The 17,849-nt window shown below is 72.6% G+C and carries 13 protein-coding genes and 1 pseudogene; 5 read left to right on the forward strand and 9 right to left on the reverse strand.

What is annotated here, in order from left to right; genetic code table 11:
* A pseudogene (locus V7E46_RS24610) lies at window positions 1-1,556 on the forward strand (ATP-binding protein); the annotation flags it as partial.
* A 99-nt stretch (window positions 1,557-1,655) separates the two neighbouring features.
* Here V7E46_RS24610 and V7E46_RS24615 read toward each other — a convergent pair.
* Window positions 1,656-2,717 carry a glycoside hydrolase family 11 protein gene (locus tag V7E46_RS24615; RefSeq protein ID WP_333770455.1) on the reverse strand — a complete coding sequence of 354 codons (1,062 nt, stop codon included), beginning with the start codon at window positions 2,715-2,717 and terminating at the stop codon, window positions 1,656-1,658.
* A gap of 598 nt (window positions 2,718-3,315) precedes the next feature.
* Complete coding sequence (gene nucS, locus V7E46_RS24620) at window positions 3,316-3,978, reverse strand: endonuclease NucS (protein WP_333770456.1); 663 nt, start codon at window positions 3,976-3,978, stop codon at window positions 3,316-3,318.
* Between the two features lie 247 nt (window positions 3,979-4,225).
* Between nucS and V7E46_RS24625 the strand changes: the two genes are divergently transcribed.
* Window positions 4,226-4,618: an SCO5389 family protein gene (locus tag V7E46_RS24625; RefSeq protein WP_329174591.1), complete on the forward strand. Its 393-nt coding sequence runs from the start codon at window positions 4,226-4,228 to the stop codon at window positions 4,616-4,618.
* Between the two features lie 91 nt (window positions 4,619-4,709).
* On the opposite strand, the gene V7E46_RS24630 is transcribed toward V7E46_RS24625, so the two are convergent.
* Entirely contained in the window at window positions 4,710-5,744 is a 1,035-nt protein-coding gene (locus V7E46_RS24630) for an LLM class flavin-dependent oxidoreductase (protein ID WP_333770457.1), read from the reverse strand.
* A gap of 173 nt (window positions 5,745-5,917) precedes the next feature.
* Here V7E46_RS24630 and V7E46_RS24635 point away from each other — a divergent pair, with 173 nt between their 5' ends.
* A complete protein-coding gene (locus V7E46_RS24635) occupies window positions 5,918-6,235 on the forward strand; it encodes an ATP/GTP-binding protein (protein ID WP_329174587.1) in 318 nt (105 codons plus the stop codon).
* A gap of 27 nt (window positions 6,236-6,262) precedes the next feature.
* On the opposite strand, the gene V7E46_RS24640 is transcribed toward V7E46_RS24635, so the two are convergent.
* The 5 genes from V7E46_RS24640 to mce form a co-directional block, all read right to left on the reverse strand.
* On the reverse strand, window positions 6,263-7,036 hold the full coding sequence (locus V7E46_RS24640) for an ABC transporter permease (protein WP_329174585.1): 774 nt from the start codon (window positions 7,034-7,036) through the stop codon (window positions 6,263-6,265).
* Window position 7,037: 1 nt separating this feature from the next.
* Window positions 7,038-8,129, reverse strand: a complete 1,092-nt coding sequence (locus V7E46_RS24645) for an ABC transporter ATP-binding protein (protein WP_333770458.1) — start codon at window positions 8,127-8,129, stop codon at window positions 7,038-7,040.
* 89 nt (window positions 8,130-8,218) lie between these two features.
* Window positions 8,219-9,154: a cellulose-binding protein gene (locus tag V7E46_RS24650; RefSeq protein WP_329174582.1), complete on the reverse strand. Its 936-nt coding sequence runs from the start codon at window positions 9,152-9,154 to the stop codon at window positions 8,219-8,221.
* Window positions 9,155-9,259: 105 nt separating this feature from the next.
* The gene (gene scy / locus V7E46_RS24655; protein WP_443054334.1) at window positions 9,260-12,823 is read right to left on the reverse strand and encodes a polarized growth protein Scy; all 3,564 of its coding nucleotides are present in this window, start codon (window positions 12,821-12,823) and stop codon (window positions 9,260-9,262) included.
* A 179-nt stretch (window positions 12,824-13,002) separates the two neighbouring features.
* Window positions 13,003-13,461, reverse strand: a complete 459-nt coding sequence (gene mce / locus V7E46_RS24660; protein ID WP_329174580.1) for a methylmalonyl-CoA epimerase — start codon at window positions 13,459-13,461, stop codon at window positions 13,003-13,005.
* Between the two features lie 139 nt (window positions 13,462-13,600).
* Between mce and V7E46_RS24665 the strand changes: the two genes are divergently transcribed.
* On the forward strand, window positions 13,601-14,797 hold the full coding sequence (locus V7E46_RS24665) for an acetyl-CoA C-acetyltransferase (RefSeq protein WP_329174578.1): 1,197 nt from the start codon (window positions 13,601-13,603) through the stop codon (window positions 14,795-14,797).
* 102 nt (window positions 14,798-14,899) lie between these two features.
* Window positions 14,900-15,856, forward strand: coding sequence for a methylmalonyl Co-A mutase-associated GTPase MeaB (gene meaB, locus V7E46_RS24670; protein ID WP_333770459.1), 957 nt, complete (start codon window positions 14,900-14,902; stop codon window positions 15,854-15,856).
* 126 nt (window positions 15,857-15,982) lie between these two features.
* Here the strand turns inward: meaB and V7E46_RS24675 are convergent, their stop codons facing one another.
* Window positions 15,983-17,632, reverse strand: coding sequence for a glycoside hydrolase family 27 protein (locus tag V7E46_RS24675; protein ID WP_333770460.1), 1,650 nt, complete (start codon window positions 17,630-17,632; stop codon window positions 15,983-15,985).
* Window positions 17,633-17,849 lie beyond the last annotated feature (217 nt).

Here is a 17,849-nt window from a genome sequence, read left to right on the forward strand (position 1 = left end):
CCCCCCGGGTGCCGGCCGCCGACGTGCCGCTGCCGTCGCTCGCGGAGAGCGCCGCCCCCGCCGACCTGCTCGCCTCCCGGCTGAGCGAGTCCGCCCGCGAGGCCCTCGCCTTCGCGGTCGCCCTCGACGGCGAATGCCCGCACCCCTCGCACCTGCCCGCGCTGGTCGGCGACACCCACGGGGACGCCGCGCTCGGCGAGATGACCGCGGTCGGCCTCGCAGTCCCGGTCGCCGCGCACTACCGGCTCGCCGCCGGCGTCACCCAGCAGCTCGCCGCCGCCTTCACCGCCGAGGGCGAGCTGAGCGAGGTCCAGGCGCACACCGCCGCCCTGCACTACGCCTGGTGGACCGGGCACCCCTCGGTCACCGCGGCGCGCGCCGCCGCCGAGTCCGAGGCGATCATCGCGGCGATGGCCGCCTGCCGCGACAACGGCAATCCGACCGCCGCGGTCCTGCTGGCCCGAACCGTCGCCCCGGTGTTCGCCGCCGCCCTGCACTGGGGCGCCTGGGAGCGCGCGCTGCGGATCGGCCAGGAGGCCGCGCGGCTGTCCGGCGAGGTGGCTGAAGAGGCGTACTTCCACCACGAGTTGGGTGTGCTGGCGCTCTGCAACGGCACGATGGACCGGGCCAGGGCCGAGCTGGAGGCGTCCATCGCGCTGCGGGGCGCGCTCGCCGACCGCCAGGGCACGGTGGTCGGCCGCCGCACCCTCGCGCTGGTCGACGACGCCGATCCGGTGGCGCCCCTCGAACTCCTCCCGGCCGCGCCCGAGGACGAGCAGCCCACTGTCGTGGCGCCGCCGCTGGCCGTCATCCACCACCGGCCCGCCCCGGCCCACGCGGCGCCCTCGCCGGGCCCCAAGCGGCTCGCGGTCGTCGGTACCCGCCGCAACATGGTGGCGGCCGGCACGGGTGTCCTGCTGGCCGCGGTCCTGGGCACGATCGTCACGCTGGGCGCGACGTCGGGGGCCGGCGACGGGTCCGATCAGAAGAACCAGGTCAAGCCGCTGGAGTCGGCCCAGCCGGAGGCCCCGGAGGACACGTCGAGCACGTCCCCCGCCGCGTCGGCGTCCTCGGCGCCGGCTTCCTCCACGGTCCCGCCTCCGGCGAGCACGGCGCCGACGCAGTCGGCCACGGCGCCGGACGGCACGCAGGGCGGCACGGCCTCGACGCCGCCGCCCGCGACCTCCGGTCCGCCGCAGCACTCGACCGGCGGGGGCACGTCGTCCGGCGGCGGCACCTCGGGCGGTACGTCCGGTGGCACCAGCGGCGGTACGTCCGGTGGTGCGGCGGGTGGCCAGACCGGCGGTACGAGCGGCAGCCCGACCGGCGGCCCGAGCAACCCGACGGACACTCCGAGTGGCAGCCCGACCGACACCCCGACATCGCCGACGCCGAGCGTTACCGCGAGCGCCACGCTCTCGCAGCCCGTTCCCGCGTCGCCGTCGGCCACCGGCACTTCGGTAGCGCCGACGGACTCGCCGACCGACTCGGCGGCGACCAGCCCCGCCGACACCGGCACCGGTCTCGGCAGCGCGACGCCGACCACGGCGCCGTAGGGCGCGGGCCGGCGGCAGGCCCGGCGCGACGGCGGGGAGCCGTCACGCCGGGACCGCGGGTGAATCAGGTCGTACCCGTCGTACGGGTCGTGCGGCCGGTCAGCTCGCGCTGCAGGAGAAGGTCGGCCAGGTGGTGGAGCCGTTCTTCTGTATCGTCAGGCCCCAGTTGTTGCCACTGCCGTTGGGTTTGGCGACCAGCGTGTACTGGCTCGGGTAGTTGGCGCTGATGTTCCAGGTCGACATGACCACCTCAGGGGCGGGCATGCTCGCGGTCACGGTCCAGCTGCTGGAGCCGGAGACCGCGACGTTGAGGTTGTACCGGTCGCTCCACTGGTCGCCGGCCGTCACGTTCACCGTGCAACCCCCGCCGCCACCACCGGTGCCGCCGCCGTTCGTGCCGCCGCCATTGTTGCCACCGCCGTTGTTGCCACCACCGCTGCTGCTGCCCACGGTGATGTTGGAGCTGCCGCTGCTCTGGTAGCCCTCGGTGGCCAGGATCTGGTAGTTCGGGGTGCCGAGGTTCAGACCCGCCTGTGCCCACGCGTTGAAGAAGTTGGACACGGTGATGGTGCCGCCGGTGCGCTTCGCCTGACGGACCGCCCAGTACTGGTAGAAGGTCGCGGTGCCCTGGATGGACGGCTGGTTGACGCGCTGTGTCCGGTAAAGGTCGTACGTGCTGCCGTCGCTGTTGACCGAGCCCAGCCGTGAGGCGCCGGAACTCGGGTTGTAGTTGCCGTAGTTGTCGACGATGTAGTACTCGATGAGCGGGTTCGTGGTCCAGCCGTACAGCGACAGGTAGCAGTTGCCGTTGCAGTTCCACGAGCCCGAGTAGGTCACGGGTGAGGTATTGCCCGGGTTCCAGCCCTTGCCGGCCACGAAGTTGTTCACGTTGTTCCACTGCGTGCTGTACTGGCCGCCGGCGCCCATCGTCATCGAGGCCTGGCCGCTGTTCTGGCTCCAGAACGAGTAGAAGTACCCGTTGTTGGTGCCGGTGCTGTTCTGGGTGACGGTGGTGTCGGCGCTGGCGGTGCCGGGCATGACCAGGGCGGCCACGCCGACCAGCACGAGGGTGCAGATACCGCTGAGGAGCAGCCGGAACCGGCTGAAAACCGCGAGGCGTCCGCGTCCGCGGACCTCCGGCCGGGTGGGGGGATTGGTCATCTGTGTGCTTCCTCCTAGTAAGGCTGGCGGGGGTGCCAGGCTGCGCGCGCACGGCCCGCGCGGGCGTCCGGCGGCCGATCGCACACCAATGCCGCGCACCGCAGCAGGGGTTGGCCGCCCACCGACCGGTCGGCGACCGAGCGACCGGGCCACGAAGGTGCCCCGGACCGACAGTTGGTGCGCCTGTCGACGGCGACAGTGTTGAACCGCCCCGCCCCACTGTCAACACTTTCGCCGAGAATTCCGAAAGCGTCGCCACTCCCAAGGTCCCTGTGGGTCTGCGTCATCGCTGGTCACCGGCCACCCCTGGTCGACCGACCCTGCGACAGACTCATGAAGCCGCCATCCACGGCGCAGCCCTCACCCCGAGATTCTCGAAACTTTCGAACCTCTTCCGGTGGAAGCAGTCGAGGTGGGTGCACCCTCTCGGTGCTACGTCCCTCCGGCTGGCCTCAATCGCGAGCGCGACGGCCAGGCAGCCCGCAGCCCCGGGTGTCGATGTCGGTAGCCGTCACGCGGCGGAGGTGCCGTGACGCGCACGCGGCGAGCCCCGCGCCGCGGGTGGCCGTACCGGGCGCGGGGCGGGGAGGGCCGGGGGTCAGAAGAGGCGGAGTTTGTCGTCTTCGATGCCGCGCATCGCGTCGTAGTCGAGGACGACGCAGTCGATGCCCCGGTCGGTGGCCAGGACGCGGGCCTGGGGCTTGATCTCCTGGGCGGCGAAGACGCCCTTCACGGGCGCCAAGTGCGGGTCGCGGTTCAGGAGTTCGAGGTAGCGGGTGAGCTGCTCGACGCCGTCGATGTCGCCGCGCCGCTTCAGCTCGATGGCGACCGTGCCGCCGGCGGCGTTGCGGCAGAGGATGTCGACCGGGCCGATCGCGGTGGGGTATTCGCGGCGGATCAGGGTCCAGCCGTCGCCCAGCACCTCCATGCGGTCGGCGAGCAGCTCCTGCAGATGGGCCTCGACGCCGTCCTTGATCAGGCCGGGGTCGATGCCGAGTTCGTGCGAGGAGTCGTGCAGGACCTCTTCTATCGTGATGATCAGCTGCTCGCCCGCCTTGTTCACGACCGTCCAGACACCGTCGTCGCCCTCCTTGAGCGTGCAGGGCGGGGACATCCAGTTGAGCGGCTTGTAGGCACGGTCGTCGGCGTGCACGGACAGGCTGCCGTCGGCCTTGATCAGCAGCAGCCGGGTGGCGGACGGAAGGTGTGCGGACAGCCGGCCCGCGTAGTCGACGGAGCAGCGGGCGATCACGAGGCGCATGGTGGGCCACGCTACTGGACGCGGCCGGCGGTTCGCGATTCGGCCCCGTCGCGGCCGGGACTGTACGGGTTCGGCCGACTACGGGCAGCCGCCGGAACTTGGCCGGTTGTGGGTGCTCCCTCCTGGTGCCTTCCGCATTCCAACCATACGGTGAAGGCCGGAGGCCGCCGCGCTGGAGGCGCGGTCGCTGCTCCGGATCCCGTCCGTACGACCCCGTGCGCCTACGGGGTCACCGAGAGGAGAACCCATGTCGCTCGACGTCTCTCCGGCCCTCCTCGAACAGGCCGAGCGAGGCGAGGTCGACGAGCAGGAATTCGTCGACTGCGTCCGGACGTCCCTCCCTTACGCGTGGGAGCTGATCAGCTCATTGGTGGCACAACTCAAGGTCGATGGAGGGAACTTCGCGGACAACCAGGTGCCGCCGCCGAGCGAGAAGGACCGTGGCCAGCTGCTCCGCGCGCTGGCGAGCGATGCGATACGCGGTGCACTGCAGCGGCACTTCGGAGTGCGGCTGGCGTTCCAGAACTGCCACCGGGTGGCGGTCTTCCCGCTCGACCCGGCGGTCGGCGAGAGCTACCAGAAGTTCACTTCGGTCCGGTCGCAAGTGCTGAACCAGTCACCGGAGTTCCGGGACTGCTGACGTCTCCCGCGCCGCACGCGCGGGAGCCGTAGTCGATCAAGGCCGGCCGGCACAACGGGGCGTACTCCCGTGACGGGCCACGCACACGTGATCAGGCCAGTTCCGGGAGCACGTCACCGCCCAGACGTGCGACGTTCTGCAACGTCGCCGCGAGGTCGCCCGAGCCCTCCACCAGCAGTGCGAACCGGGTGATGCCGGTGATCTCCGCGGTCGCCGCGAGCCGGTCGGCGCACAGCCGCGGCGGGCCGACCGGGTGCAGGTCGCAGAGCAGTTCGGTGTACGCGTGCGGGTCGCGCATCGTCCGCGCGCGCCCGTCGACCGTACGGTGCGCCGCCAGGCCCTGCTGGAGCCAGCCGGGCATCGCCTTGAGCAGCGTCTCGACCGCGTCCGCGCGGGTGTCGGCGACCTGGGCCACCCCGGCGGAGACGTGCCCGGCCGCGGCGACCGCGTCGGGACTGTGGCCGGCTTCCAGCGCGTGCTGCCGCCACAGGGCCACCATCGCGGCCTTGTCCTGGTCACCGCAGTGCATGCCCAGCAGCATCGGCAGCCCCCGCTCGGCGGCCAGCCGTACGGTGCCGGGCGACGTGCACGCCACCACCACCGGCGGGCCGTCACCCGCGCCGGCCGAGTCCAGCTCGTCCGGCCGCGGCACCACCGGCACCTCGGGGAAGGAATACCGCGGCCCGCGCGCGCCCACCGAGGGCTCGCGCAGCCAGCGCAGCAGCAGGTCGAGGGACTCGGGGAAACCGTGCTCGTACGCGGCCCTGCCGCCGCCGAAGACCTCCAGGTCCACCCACGGGCCGCCGCGCCCCACCCCGAGGGTGAAGCGCCCGCCGGAGGCCAGGTGCAGCAGTGCCGCCTGCTCGCCCAGCGCCACCGGGTGCGCGGTCGGCAGCACGCTGACCGCGGTGCCGACGCCGATCCGCCGGGTCCTGCCGAGCAGCAGCCCGGCCAGGGTCACCGCCGACGGGCACACCCCGTACGGCACGAAATGGTGCTCGGCCAGCCAGACCGCGTCCAGCCCGGCCTCCTCCGCGGCCTCCGCCGTCGATATCGCCCGGTGCAGCGGCTCGGCCTGGCCCTGACCGGGGAACTGAGCCGCGAGTACGAACGTCCCAACGCGCATCGCCCACCCCTCCTTGCCCTCACTAACGCCTGGCACGTGCCAAAGGCACGGCCTTCTGCGGCGTTTTCATGATTTTCGGCAGTGGCGCGGCGGATGCGCCCGTTCGGGTACCCGCTCATGCGGCGCGTACCCTGGATGCCGTCCGCGAAGCCAGCAGAGCGCGAGGTGCACCCGTGTCGCCGCGACGTAACCACCCGCACGGCGCCCAGCGCCCCGCGGAGCGCAGCCAGGAGTCCGGGGTCGGCGGTTCCGGGACCGAGGAGTGGCAGGGCGAGGAGTGGGTGGTGCGGCCGGTCGCCGGTGCCGCGTCCACCAAGCACTACCGCTGCCCCGGCTGCGACCAGGAGATCCCGCCCGGCGTCGGGCACGTGGTGGCCTGGCGCGAATACGACGGCCTCGACGACCGCCGACACTGGCACCGGGCCTGCTGGAACGCCAAGGACCGCCGCACCAGCAGGGTGCAGCGGTCCCGTAACGCGCCCAGGTACTGAGCAGAGCCCAGGTACGGAGCGGAGCTGTCAGGCGTCGCGCTGCCTGAGCACCACGTAACCGCCGATGAGCGCCACCGCGACCCACACCGCCATGATGCCGATGCCGCCCCACGGCCCGTACGAGGTGTGATCGTCGTTCGACGGCACCACCTGCATGATCTTCTGGCCCGCCTGGTCGGGGAAGTAGCGCGCGACCGTCTTCACCTTCGGCACCGCCGACAGGATCGGCGAGACCAGGAAGAAGAACGGCATCAGGATGCCCAGCCCCAGCATCGGGCTGCGCAGCATCGCCGCCGCGCCCACGCACAGCAGCACCAGCAGCGTCATGTAGAGCCCGGCGCCGAAGACCGCGCGCAGCACCCCCGGATCGCCGATGTGCGCCTTGTGCGAGCCCAGCAGCGACTGGCCGAGGAAGAAGACGATGAAGCTGGTGGCCATGCCGACCACCAGCGCCAGCGCGCCCGCCACCGCGACCTTGCAGACGTAGAAGGAACCGCGCTGCGGCACCGCGGCCAGCGAGGTGCGGATCATTCCGGTGCTGTACTCGCTGGAGATGACCAGCACACCGAAGACGATCAGTGCGAGCTGGCCCAGCGACATGCCGAAGAAGCTGGTGTTGGTCGGGTCGAAGGTGGCCCGGTCGCCCTCCGACATCGAGTCCCAGTTGTTGTCGAACACCAGGCAGATCACCGCCCCGAGGGCGACGGTCACGATGAAGGCCAGGGCCAGCGTCCAGATGGTGGAGCGGACCGACCTGATCTTCGTCCACTCCGACTGGAGGACAGCGGTTGCGGCAGCCATGTCAACGCCCCTTTCCTGAGCCGGGGTTGCGCCACTGGGCGCCCCACTGCTGCCCGCCGCCGGACTGCGGCGGCCGCCCCGGCGGCTGGTCCTGCGGCGGCGGTGGCGCCGCCTGCGGCTGAGCGGGCGGCTGCCCGGGTGCGGCCGGCGCCTGCGGCAGCCCCTGCGCGGGCCCGCCCGGCGTCACCGCGCCGTGCGCGTGGTATTCGACCGACTCGGCGGTCAGCTGCATGAACGCTTCCTCCAACGACGCCCGCTGCGGGCTCAGTTCGTGCAGCACCAGCTGATGCCGCGCGGCGAGTTCGCCCAGCTCGGCGGCGTCCGTACCGTCGATCTCGAAGGCGCCGTCACCAGTGGTCAGCACCCGGTGCCCGGCCGCGGTCAGCACATCCTTGAACCGCTCGGGCTGGGGGCTGCGCAGCCGTACGTAGCTGCGGGAGTTCTTCTCGATGAAGTCCGCCATCGAGGTGTCGGCCAGCAGCCGCCCCCGGCCGATGACGATCAGATGCTCGGCGGTCAGCGCCATCTCGCTCATCAGATGGCTGGACACGAAGACGGTGCGGCCCTGCGCGGCCAGGCCCTTCATCAGGTTGCGGATCCAGTGGATGCCCTCCGGGTCGAGCCCGTTGACCGGCTCGTCGAACATCAGGATCTCCGGGTCGCCCAGCAGTGCCGCCGCGATGCCCAGCCGCTGGCCCATCCCCAGCGAGAACCCCTTGGAGCGCTTGCGCGCCACCGCGGTGAGCCCCACCGTCTCCAGCACCTCGTCGACCCGGTGGGTCGGAATGCGGTTGGACTGCGCGATGCACAGCAGATGGTTGTACGCGGTGCGCCCGCCGTGGATCGCCTTGGCGTCCAGCAGCGCCCCGATGTGCTTCAGCGGTTCGCTGAGCTGTGCGTAGTGCTTGCCGTCGATACGGACGTAGCCTCCGGTGGGCGAGTCCAGGCCGAGCAGCATCCGCATCGTGGTGGACTTGCCCGCGCCGTTCGGCCCGAGGAATCCGGTCACCACGCCGGGGCGCACGGTGAAGGTCAGATGGTCGACTGCGGTCTTGTCCCCGTACCGCTTGGTGAGCCCCTGCAACTCAATCATGGGGGCGAGGCTAGCAAGACGGCGCGGCACCCCCGCACGCGAGCGTGCGGGGGTGCCGGAAAAACGCCTGCCACGTGCTTCCGCTGAGGTCAGCGGGACTGCTGGGCCGGGACGCCGCGCGAGATCGGCTCGTCGTCGGGCGAGCCGGCCGCGGCGACGGCCGCACCGGTCAGCGTGGCCAGCATCTCGCGCACGTTGGTCAGCTGCGCGTTGATGCTGTCGCGGCGGTTGGTGAGCGCCGCCAGCTCGCGCTCGGATTCGCTGCGGATCCGGTCGGCCTTCGCGTTCGCGTCCGCGACGATGTCCTCGGACTGGCGCTGCGCGGTCTCCACCGTCTGGCGGGCGCGGCGCTCGGCGTCCGTACGCAGCTTCTCCGCCTCAAGGCGAAGCTGCTCGGCGCGGTGCTCGATCTCCGCCAGGCGCTTCTCCGCCTTGGCCTGACGCGACGCCAGGTCGCGCTCGGACTGCTCGCGGCGCTTGGCCAGGTTGGTCTCGAAGTCCGCGGCGGCCTGGGCGGCCTTGGCGCGGGTCTCCTCGAAGAGCGCGTCGGCCTCCTCGCGCTTGGCCTGCGCGTCCTTCTGGGCGTCGGTGCGCAGCTGCGTCGCGTCGCCCTTCGCCTTGTCGACGATCCGGGCGCCCTCGTCCTCGGCCTTGGACTTGCGGTCGGCGGCGAAGGCCTCCGCGTCGTTGCGCACCTGGGCGGCGGCCGAGTCGGCCAGCTCGCGATGCTGCTCGGCGGCACGGCGGGCCTCCTCACGCAGGTCCTTGGCCTCTTCCTCGGCCAGCCGGAGGATCTTCTCCACCCGGGCGCCGAGACCGGCGTAGGAGGGCTCGGAGTCGTTCACCTGAGCCGCGGCGTTCTGGGTTTCGAGGTGCAGTTCCTCGATGCGCTTCTCCAGCGCGGTGATCCGTGTCAGCGCGCTGTCTCGGTCGGCGACGAGCTTGGTGATGCGGTCGTCCACCTGTCCGCGGTCGTATCCGCGACGCACGAGCTCGAAGCCGAAGGGGGAGGAAGTGTCGCTCATGAGGTTCCTGTCGATGATTCAGACCGGTGAGGTGATAGAGGGAATCCTAGGGGGCTCAGCGGCGTGTCACCGAGCCATTGCGCATTCGGCATGGAGAATGACCGCTCAATCGAGTGGCGCATCGTCGTTGCGCTTGCCGCCCGTTCGGGCGGAACCGGCGGCAGCTCCCGCGGAGACCGTACTCTTCGTTGATTTGGCTGCGCCACCCGGTGCTTCGAACGATTCCAGCGCTTCCAGCACGTCCTGGACGCGGCCGATCTCCGCATTGATGTCCTCGCGCCTGCGGACCAGGATGTCCAGTTCGCGCCGCCCTTCGGTCACGATCCGGTCGGCCTCGGCGCGCGCCTCCGCCTTGACGCGCTCGGCCTCCCGCTCCGCCTCGGTCTTGTTCTGCTCGGCCTCCTTGAGCAGGTTCTCGACCTTCTTCACCGCCGCGATACGGACCTTGCTCGCCTCCGAAGTGGCGGTGGACTTGATCTCGGCGGCCTTCTGCTCGGCCTCGCGCAACTGCTCGGACGCGGCGGCCACCAGCTTGTCGACCCGCTCGCCGACCACCCGCATCGCCTCGGCGGCCTCCTTGCGGGAGCGGTCGTGCAGCTCCTCCACCTCGGACTCCACCCGGCGCCGCAGCTCGTCGGTGCGCTCCCTGATCGTGGTGGCGTCCCTGCGGGCCTCGCCGAGCAGCGTATCGGCGTCGGTGCGGGCCCGCTCCACCATGCCGTTGCCCTCGGCGGTGGCCTCGTTGACCAGCCGCTCGGCCTCGCCGCGGGCGGCGCCGACCATCGTGTCGGCCTGCTCCTCCGCGGCCTGGGCGACCCGGCGGGCCTCCGCCTGCGCCTTGCCGACCAGCTCGTCGGCCTGCTCGGCCGCCTCGCTGCGGCGCTTGTTGGCCGCCTGCCTGGCCTCGTCCAGTATCCGCTGCGACGCGGTGCGCGACTCCTCGGCGTCCCGCTCGGCGCCCTCCAGCGCCTGCCTGGCCAGGGTGCCCAGCCGGTCGGCCTCCTCGCGGGCCTTGCCGACCAGCAGGTCGGCCTGGCTCGCGGCATCCGTCCGCATCCGGTTGGCGTCGTCGCGGGCCTCGGACCGCAGCCGGTCGGCCTCCTCGATCGCCTCGTTGACCGTACGGTCGGCGAGCGACTTGGCGGCCTCGGTCTCCTCCTTGGCCACGCTGCGCATCCGGGCCACGTCCTGACCGGCCCGCTCCCGCTCGGAGTTGGCGTCCGCGTGCAGCCGGTCCGCCTCGCCCCGCGCCTCGGCGCGCACCCGCTCGGCCGCGTGCTCGGCCGCCGAACGCAGCCCGGCGATCTCCTGCTCGGCCTCCTGGTGCAGATGCCCGACCGCGTCGCGTACCTGCTGGGCGGTCGCCTCGGCGCCCGCCACCAGCTCGCCGGCCCGCTGCTCGGCCTCGGCCGCCAGCCGGTCGGCCTCCGCCGCCGCGTCCTCGACCCGCTTGCGGGCCGCCGCGAGCAGCTCCTCGCTCTCCCTGCGGGCCTGCGCCCGCTCCTGCTCGGCCTCGCCGCGCGCGGTGGCCAGCAGCTCCTCCGCCGCCCTGCGCCGCCGCGCCGCCTCCTCCTGGGCGGCGGCCAGCGCTTCCGCGGCCTCCACCCCGAGGCGCTCCGCCGCGGCGGCCGCCTCGGCGCGCACCCGGTCGGCGGTCTCCTGCGCCGAGGTCAGCCGCTGCTCGGCCTCCGCCGCCGCTTCCGCCTGCACCCGCAGTGCGACGTTCTCGCCCTCCGCGCGGGTCTGCGCCGCGTCCGCCGCCGCCTCGTCGCGCAGCCGTACGGCCTCCGCCTCGGCCTGCTCCTGGAGCGTACGGATCCGCTCGGCGGTCTCCTGGCGCAGCCGGTCGGCCTCCTCGGCCGCCTCCGCGCGGATCCGGTCCGCCTCGGTGGCGGCGTCCCGCAGGTTCTGCTCGGCGGCGCCGACCCGGGCCTCAGCCTCCTCGCGCAGCCGGGCCAGATCGGCCTCGGCCTCCTCGCGCAGCCGGGCCACGGCCGTGTCGGCCTCGGCCCGCAGCTCGGCGCCGGCCTGCTCGGCGGCCTCCTTGACCGCCGCGCCCTGCCGCTCGGCCTCGGCCCGCAGCTCGTCGGCCTCCGCGCGGGCGGCCCGCAGTGCCTCCTCGGCCTTGGCGTTCAGCGCCGAGGCGCGCTCGACGGAGTCGGTACGCATCCGCTCGGCGTCGGCGGACGCGCTCTGCCGCTGCTCGTCGCCGTCGGCCTTGGCCTTGGCCAGCAGCTCCTCGGCCTTGCTCGCGGCCTCCTCGATCTGCTGCACCGCCTCGCGGCGGGCCTCGCCGCGGATGCGCTCGCTCTCGGCGACCGCGTCGGCCCGCAGCTGCTCGGCCTCGCCGCGCAGCCGCCTGGCCTCCTCCTGCTGCTCGACGGTCCTGGCGCGGTATTCCGCGGTGTCGTCCTGCGCGGCGCCCCGCAGCTCCTGCGCGGAGGCCTCCGCCTCGCTGCGCAGGCGCTCGGCCTCGGCCTCCGCCTCGCCGCGGATCCGCTCGGCCTCCTCGCCGGCCGACCTGGTGGTGGAGCGCGCGTCCTCCGAGGCCTTGGTCAGGATCTCCTCGGCGGAGCGGGCGGCCTGCGCCAGCTGGGCCGCGGCGTCCTCGGCCGCGGCGGCCCTGGCCGCCTCCTGCGCCTCGGTGCGGATCCGCTCGGCCTCGGCGCGGGCGTCGGCGACGGTCTGCTCGGCCTCCGCCTTGGCGGCCTCCGCCTCCTTGGTCGCCTCGTTGACCATCCGGGCGATCTCGGCCCTGGCGGTACGGGTGCGCTGCTCGTTCTCCGTCTCGGCGGCCGCCAGGCGCTTGGCGGCGCCGGCGGCGGCCTCCTCGCGCAGCCGCTCGGCCTCCGCGGTGGCCGTACGCAGCGCCTCGTCGGCCTCCCGGACCCGCTCCTCGGCCAGCCGGGACAGCTCGGTGGCCCGGATCCTGGCCTCGTCGGACTCGCTGCGGGTGGACGTCCGCAGCTGCTCGGCCTCGGTGGTCGCCTCCTGGGCCTGCGCCGAGGCGGCGTTCAGCAGCCGCTCGGCGTCCGTGCGGGCCCTGCGCAGCAGCTGCTCGGCCTCCGCGCGGGCCGCCTGGGCGTCGGCGGTCAGCCGGTCCCTGGTCTGCTCGGCGACCCGGGTGGCCTCGGCGCGGGCGGCGGCCAGCGCCGCCTCCGACTCGGCCCTGGTCTCGTCCAGCAGCCGGCGGGCCTGCGACTCGCTGCGGGCCCGCAGCTGCTCGGCCCACGCCACGTTCTCGTTGACGTGCGACTCGACGTTGGCCCTGCGGTCGGCCAGCTCCTCGTCCAGCTGGCGGCGCCTGGCGATGGCCTCGGCGTGCCACTCGGCCTCGAAGCGCGACTGGTGCTCGGCCTGCTCCTGGAGCAGCCGCTGGGTCTGCGCCCTGGCCTCGCGCAGCTCCCGCTCGGCGTCGGTGCGCAGCTGGTCGGCCTGGATCTGGGCATTGCGCAGCAGCTGGTCGGCCTGGTGCCCGATGTTGTCGTAGGCAGGGCGGGACGCCAGCATGCGCCGCGCCTCGTGCAGCTTGGCGCGCAGCACCTCGACCTGGTATCCGAGGTCGTCGGCGTGGTCGACCGCTTTGCCCCGCTCGGTACGAAGCCGGTCCATCTCGGCTTCGAGCTGAGAGAGGTGGTCGTCAGCTTGGTAGCTGTCGTTGCCCCGCACTCCGCGGTCCCATCGGTCTCCTGGCGTTCTCACCCGCCAACCGGGTGAGATTCTCCGTGACCCTGTTTGAATCCAGGGCCGTAAGAAGAATGGTGTCAGATCAACGGCGCGGAGCGGGAGCGTACCCAGAGCCCACCCCGGTCGGCCCGGTCACTCTACCGGGCAGGACGGGGTCCGGGTCAGTGGTCCTGAGGGTCCTGATCGCCTTCTGCCGGGCTCGCGGCGGCGGTCACCAGTTCGGTGAGCACCCCGTGGCAGTCCTTGGGGTGCAGGAATGTGATCCTGGAGCCCATCGAGCCGTGCCGCGGCTCGGGGTCGAGAACCCGGACGCCCTTGCCGCGGATCTCCGCCGCGTCGGCGTCCACATCGGCGGTGCCGAAGGCGATGTGGTGGACCCCTTCGCCGTTCTTGGCCAGCCATTTGCCGACCGGGGAGTCCTCGCGGATGGGTTCGAGCAGCTGGAGGTAGGAGGCGCCGCCGTCGGAGGTCCCGTTGATCCGCAGCATCGCCTCGCGCACGCCCTGCTCCTCGTTGACCTCGCGGTGGGCCACCTCGAAGCCGTACGTGGCACGGTAGAACTCAACGGTCGCGTCGAGGTCGAAACAGGCGATCCCGATGTGGTCGATGCGCGTCAGCATGGAGCCAGTGCACCGCAGCGGCGGTGATTACGCAACGTGCGCGCCATCACACGCTTCGCCGGGTGACGTGGCCTGTACCCGCCAGTACATTGACGCTAACCCTCGTTAACCTCCTCTCTTCAGCCGAAGGGGCCGCACCATGACCAACAGGACGCGTTCGGTGATCGTCGCGGGTGCCCGCACCCCGATGGGCAGACTGCTCGGCAGCCTGCGCGGCTTCTCCGGGGCCGACCTCGGCGGCTTCGCGATCAAGGCCGCGCTGGAGCGGGCCGGCATCGGCGGCGACCAGGTGCAGTACGTGATCATGGGCCAGGTGCTGCAGGCCGGCGCCGGCCAGATCCCCGCCCGCCAGGCCGCCGTCAAGGCCGGCATCCCGCTGTCGGTGCCCGCCCTCACCGTCAACAAGGTGTGCCTGTCGGGCCTGGACGCCATCGCGCTCGCCGACCAGCTGATCAGGGCCGGCGAGTTCGACATCGTGGTGGCCGGCGGCCAGGAGTCCATGACCAACGCCCCGCACCTGCTGCCGGGCTCCCGGTCCGGCTTCAAGTACGGCGCCATCGAGATGCTCGACTCGATGGCCCACGACGGCCTCACCGACGCCTACGAGAACATCGCGATGGGCGAGTCCACCGAGAAGCACAACACCCGGCTCGGCATCGAGCGCGCCCCGCAGGACGCCTTCGGCGCCCTGTCCCACCAGCGCGCCGCCGCCGCCCAGAAGAACGGCCTGTTCGACGCCGAGATCACCCCGGTCGAGGTCGCCCAGCGCAAGGGCGACCCGGTCGTCTTCAGCCAGGACGAGGGGATCCGCCCGGAGACCACCGCGGAGTCCCTGTCCCGGCTGCGCCCCGCCTTCGCCGCGGACGGCACGATCACCGCGGGCACCGCCTCGCAGATCTCCGACGGCGCCGCGGCCGTGGTGGTCATGAGCCGCGCCAAGGCCGAGGAGCTGGGCCTGCCGTGGATCGCCGAGATCGGCGCGCACGGCAATGTCGCGGGCCCCGACAACTCGCTCCAGTCCCAGCCCTCGAACGCCATCGCCCACGCCTTGGGCAAGGAGGGCCTGACGGTCGCCGACCTCGACCTCATCGAGATCAACGAGGCCTTCGCGGCCGTCGCCGTGCAGTCCATGAAGGACCTGGGCGTGACACCCGAAAAGGTGAACGTGAACGGCGGCGCGATCGCCCTGGGCCATCCCATCGGGATGTCGGGAGCCCGTATCGTTCTGCACCTGGCCCTGGAGCTGGGCCGCCGCGGCGGCGGCACCGGCGCCGCCGCGCTCTGCGGTGGCGGCGGCCAGGGCGACGCGCTGATCCTGCACGTGCCGGCGGCCTGACCGGCGGCGGGACCGGCCGGCCGCGGCGCTGACCGGCCGCGGCTGTGACTGACCGCCGGACCGGCTGACGACGGAACCGGCTGACGACGGAGGACTGCGGGGATGGTGGACGTCCGCTCACTGGTCGAGCAGGCCCGGGAGGGCAGGCCGCGGGCCGTGGCCCGGCTGATCTCACTGGTCGAGGGGGCGTCCCCGCAGCTGCGCGAGGTGATGGCCGCGCTCGCGCCGCTGACCGGCGGCGCGTACGTGGTCGGCCTCACCGGCTCGCCCGGCGTCGGCAAGTCCACTTCCACCTCGGCCCTGGTCACCGCCTACCGCAAGGCGGGCCGCCGGGTCGGAGTGCTGGCGGTCGACCCGTCCTCGCCCTTCTCCGGCGGCGCCCTGCTCGGCGACCGGGTGCGCATGTCGGAGCACGCCTCCGACCCGGGCGTCTACATCCGCTCCATGGCGACCCGGGGCCACCTCGGCGGCCTCGCCTGGGCCGCCCCGCAGGCCATCCGGGTGCTGGACGCGGCCGGCTGCGAGGTGATCCTGGTCGAGACGGTCGGGGTCGGGCAGTCCGAGGTCGAGATCGCGGCCCAGGCCGACACCTCGGTGGTGCTGCTGGCCCCCGGCATGGGCGACGGCATCCAGGCCGCGAAGGCCGGCATCCTGGAGATCGGCGACATCTACGTCGTCAACAAGGCCGACCGCGACGGCGCCGACGCCACCGCCCGCGAGCTGAACCACATGCTGGGCCTGGGCGAGTCCCGCGGCCCTGGCGACTGGCGCCCGCCCATCGTCAAGACGGTGGCCGCCCGCGGCGAGGGCATCGACGAGGTCGTGCAGGCGCTGGACAGGCACCGCGCCTGGACGGAGGAGCACGGCGTCCTCACCGAGCGCCGCCGCACCCGCGCGGCCCACGAGATCGAGACGATCGCGCTGACCGCGCTGCGCGCCCGTATCGGCAGCCTGCACGGCGACCAGCGCCTGTCGGCGCTCGCCGCCCGCGTGACCGAGGGCGCCCTCGACCCGTACGCGGCGGCCGACGAGCTGATCGCGGGCGTGACCGGGGCGTAGCCGCACGGCGGCCGGGCGGTCCCCCGCCGCGTGACGCGGCGGGGGACCTGGCGGGACGTCCGGTGAGATGTCAGGCGGGGGACCTGGCGGAACGTCCGGCGGGAGACCTGGCGGGTGACCTGTGGGTCAGCCCAGGCTCCACTGCTGGTTCGCGCCGCTGTTGCAGTTCCACAGCTCCAGCGCCGTGCCGTTGACGTTGCCCGCGGGCTTGTCGCCGCCGGTCACGTCGAGGCACAGGCCCGACTGGACGCCGGTGACAGTGCCGCCGGGGTTCAGCCGCCACTGCTGATTGGCCCCGCCGTTGCAGGTCCACAGCTCGACCTTGGTGCCGGCCGCGGTCTGGTTGTTGTACGCGTCCAGGCACTGGGTGCCGCCGTACAGCCGCAGTTCACCGGCGGCGGTGAGGGTCACCGCCTGGTTGGTGCCGCCGTTGCAGTCCCAGATGTCGATGGCCGTGCCCGGGGTGGTCGCGCCGCCCGCGGCGTCCAGGCAGCGGTGGGAGGAGGCGCTGATCAGCGGGTGCGTGGTGCCCGTGCTGCTGCCGCTGCCCGCCGAGACCCGGTACATGACGGTGCCGTGGGCCGGCACCGAGGCCGAGATGCTGCCGCCGGTGCTGCTGAGGGCCTTCGTCCAGAGGTTGGCGAGCCGGTAGGACGACGCCGACGCCATGCCGACCGCGGCGGCGCTCGTGCTGACCGTGGCGGCGGACCCGTTCTCATTGGTGAGGGTCACCGCGCGGTCGCCGTTGGACAGCTGCTTGGACATCACGACCAGGCCGCCGGAGGACGAGACCACGGTGCCCTGCTTGCCCAGCGGGTCCTGGTCGACGGCGATCACGTCGGTGTTCTGCAGGATCGCCATGGTCGCCGGGGTCGCGCTGCGGATGTCGCTGCCGATCAGCAGCGGCGCGGCCATCTGCGCCCACAGGCTGAAGTGGGTGCGGTATTCGGTGTCGTTCATGCCGCCGTTGCCGACCTCCAGCATGTCCGGGTCGTTCCACGCGCCCGGCTTGGCGTACTGCGCCAGCGCCTGGTTCTGGTGCGCGTTGCCGATCATGCTCGACCAGTTGTCGCTGATGTCACCCGTCGTACGCCACGAGTTGCCGATCGCAGGCGCCCAGTTCCACGGCTGGTTGGAGCCCCACTCGCAGATGCTGTAGAGGATCGGCCGCCCGGTGGCCTTGAGCGCGTCGCCCATCGCCTTGTACCGCTGCTGGGCGTCGACGCCGGTGTTGTTGCAGTTGTCGTACTTGAGGTAGTCCACGCCCCACGACGCCCACAGGTTCGCGTCCTGCTGCTCGTGCCCGAGCCCGCCGGGGAAGCCCGCGCTGTTGCAGGTCTTGGTCCCCGCGCTCGAATAGAGCCCGAATTTCAGGCCCTTGGCGTGGACGTAGTCGGCGACGGCCTTGATCCCGTCGGGGAAGCGCGCGGGGTCGGCGACCAGGTTGCCCGACCCGTCCCTGCTGGGCAGCGCCCAGCAGTCGTCGAGGTTGACGTACGTGTACCCGGCGGCCTTCAGGCCCGAGGAGACGAACAGGTCGGCGATGCCCTTGACCATCGCCTCGTTGAACTGCGACCCGCAGCCGGTGGTGTTCCAGTTGTTGAACCCCATCTGCGGGGTACGCGCCAGGCCGTTGTCCACGGCCGAGGCGCCGGCGGCGGTGACCACCTGCGCGGAGACCGCCACGGTCGCGGCCACGGCCACGGTGCCCGCCCCGGCACCGGTGGCCAGCAGCCCGAACGAGGCGACGGACGCGCCGAGTCGTTGTCTGATCATGTGTGATCTCTGGGACATGTGCGGCTCCAATGAAGGGGGAAAGGCGCAGAAGCCAACGGGATCAAACGAAAGCAGTCACATGACACCGGCCACGCGTGCGCATGTCAATCCCTCCGGCACTCCGAGCCCCACCCCCGCCCACCCGGCCCCCCGCGCGCGGGGGGGCGCCACAAAAGCTTGGGCGGCCCCCATACCCGCCCTGGGCCCCCACCCCCAG

Source organism: Streptomyces sp. IBSBF 2435 (genome assembly GCF_036815005.1).
In the GTDB taxonomy this organism is placed as follows: domain Bacteria; phylum Actinomycetota; class Actinomycetes; order Streptomycetales; family Streptomycetaceae; genus Actinacidiphila.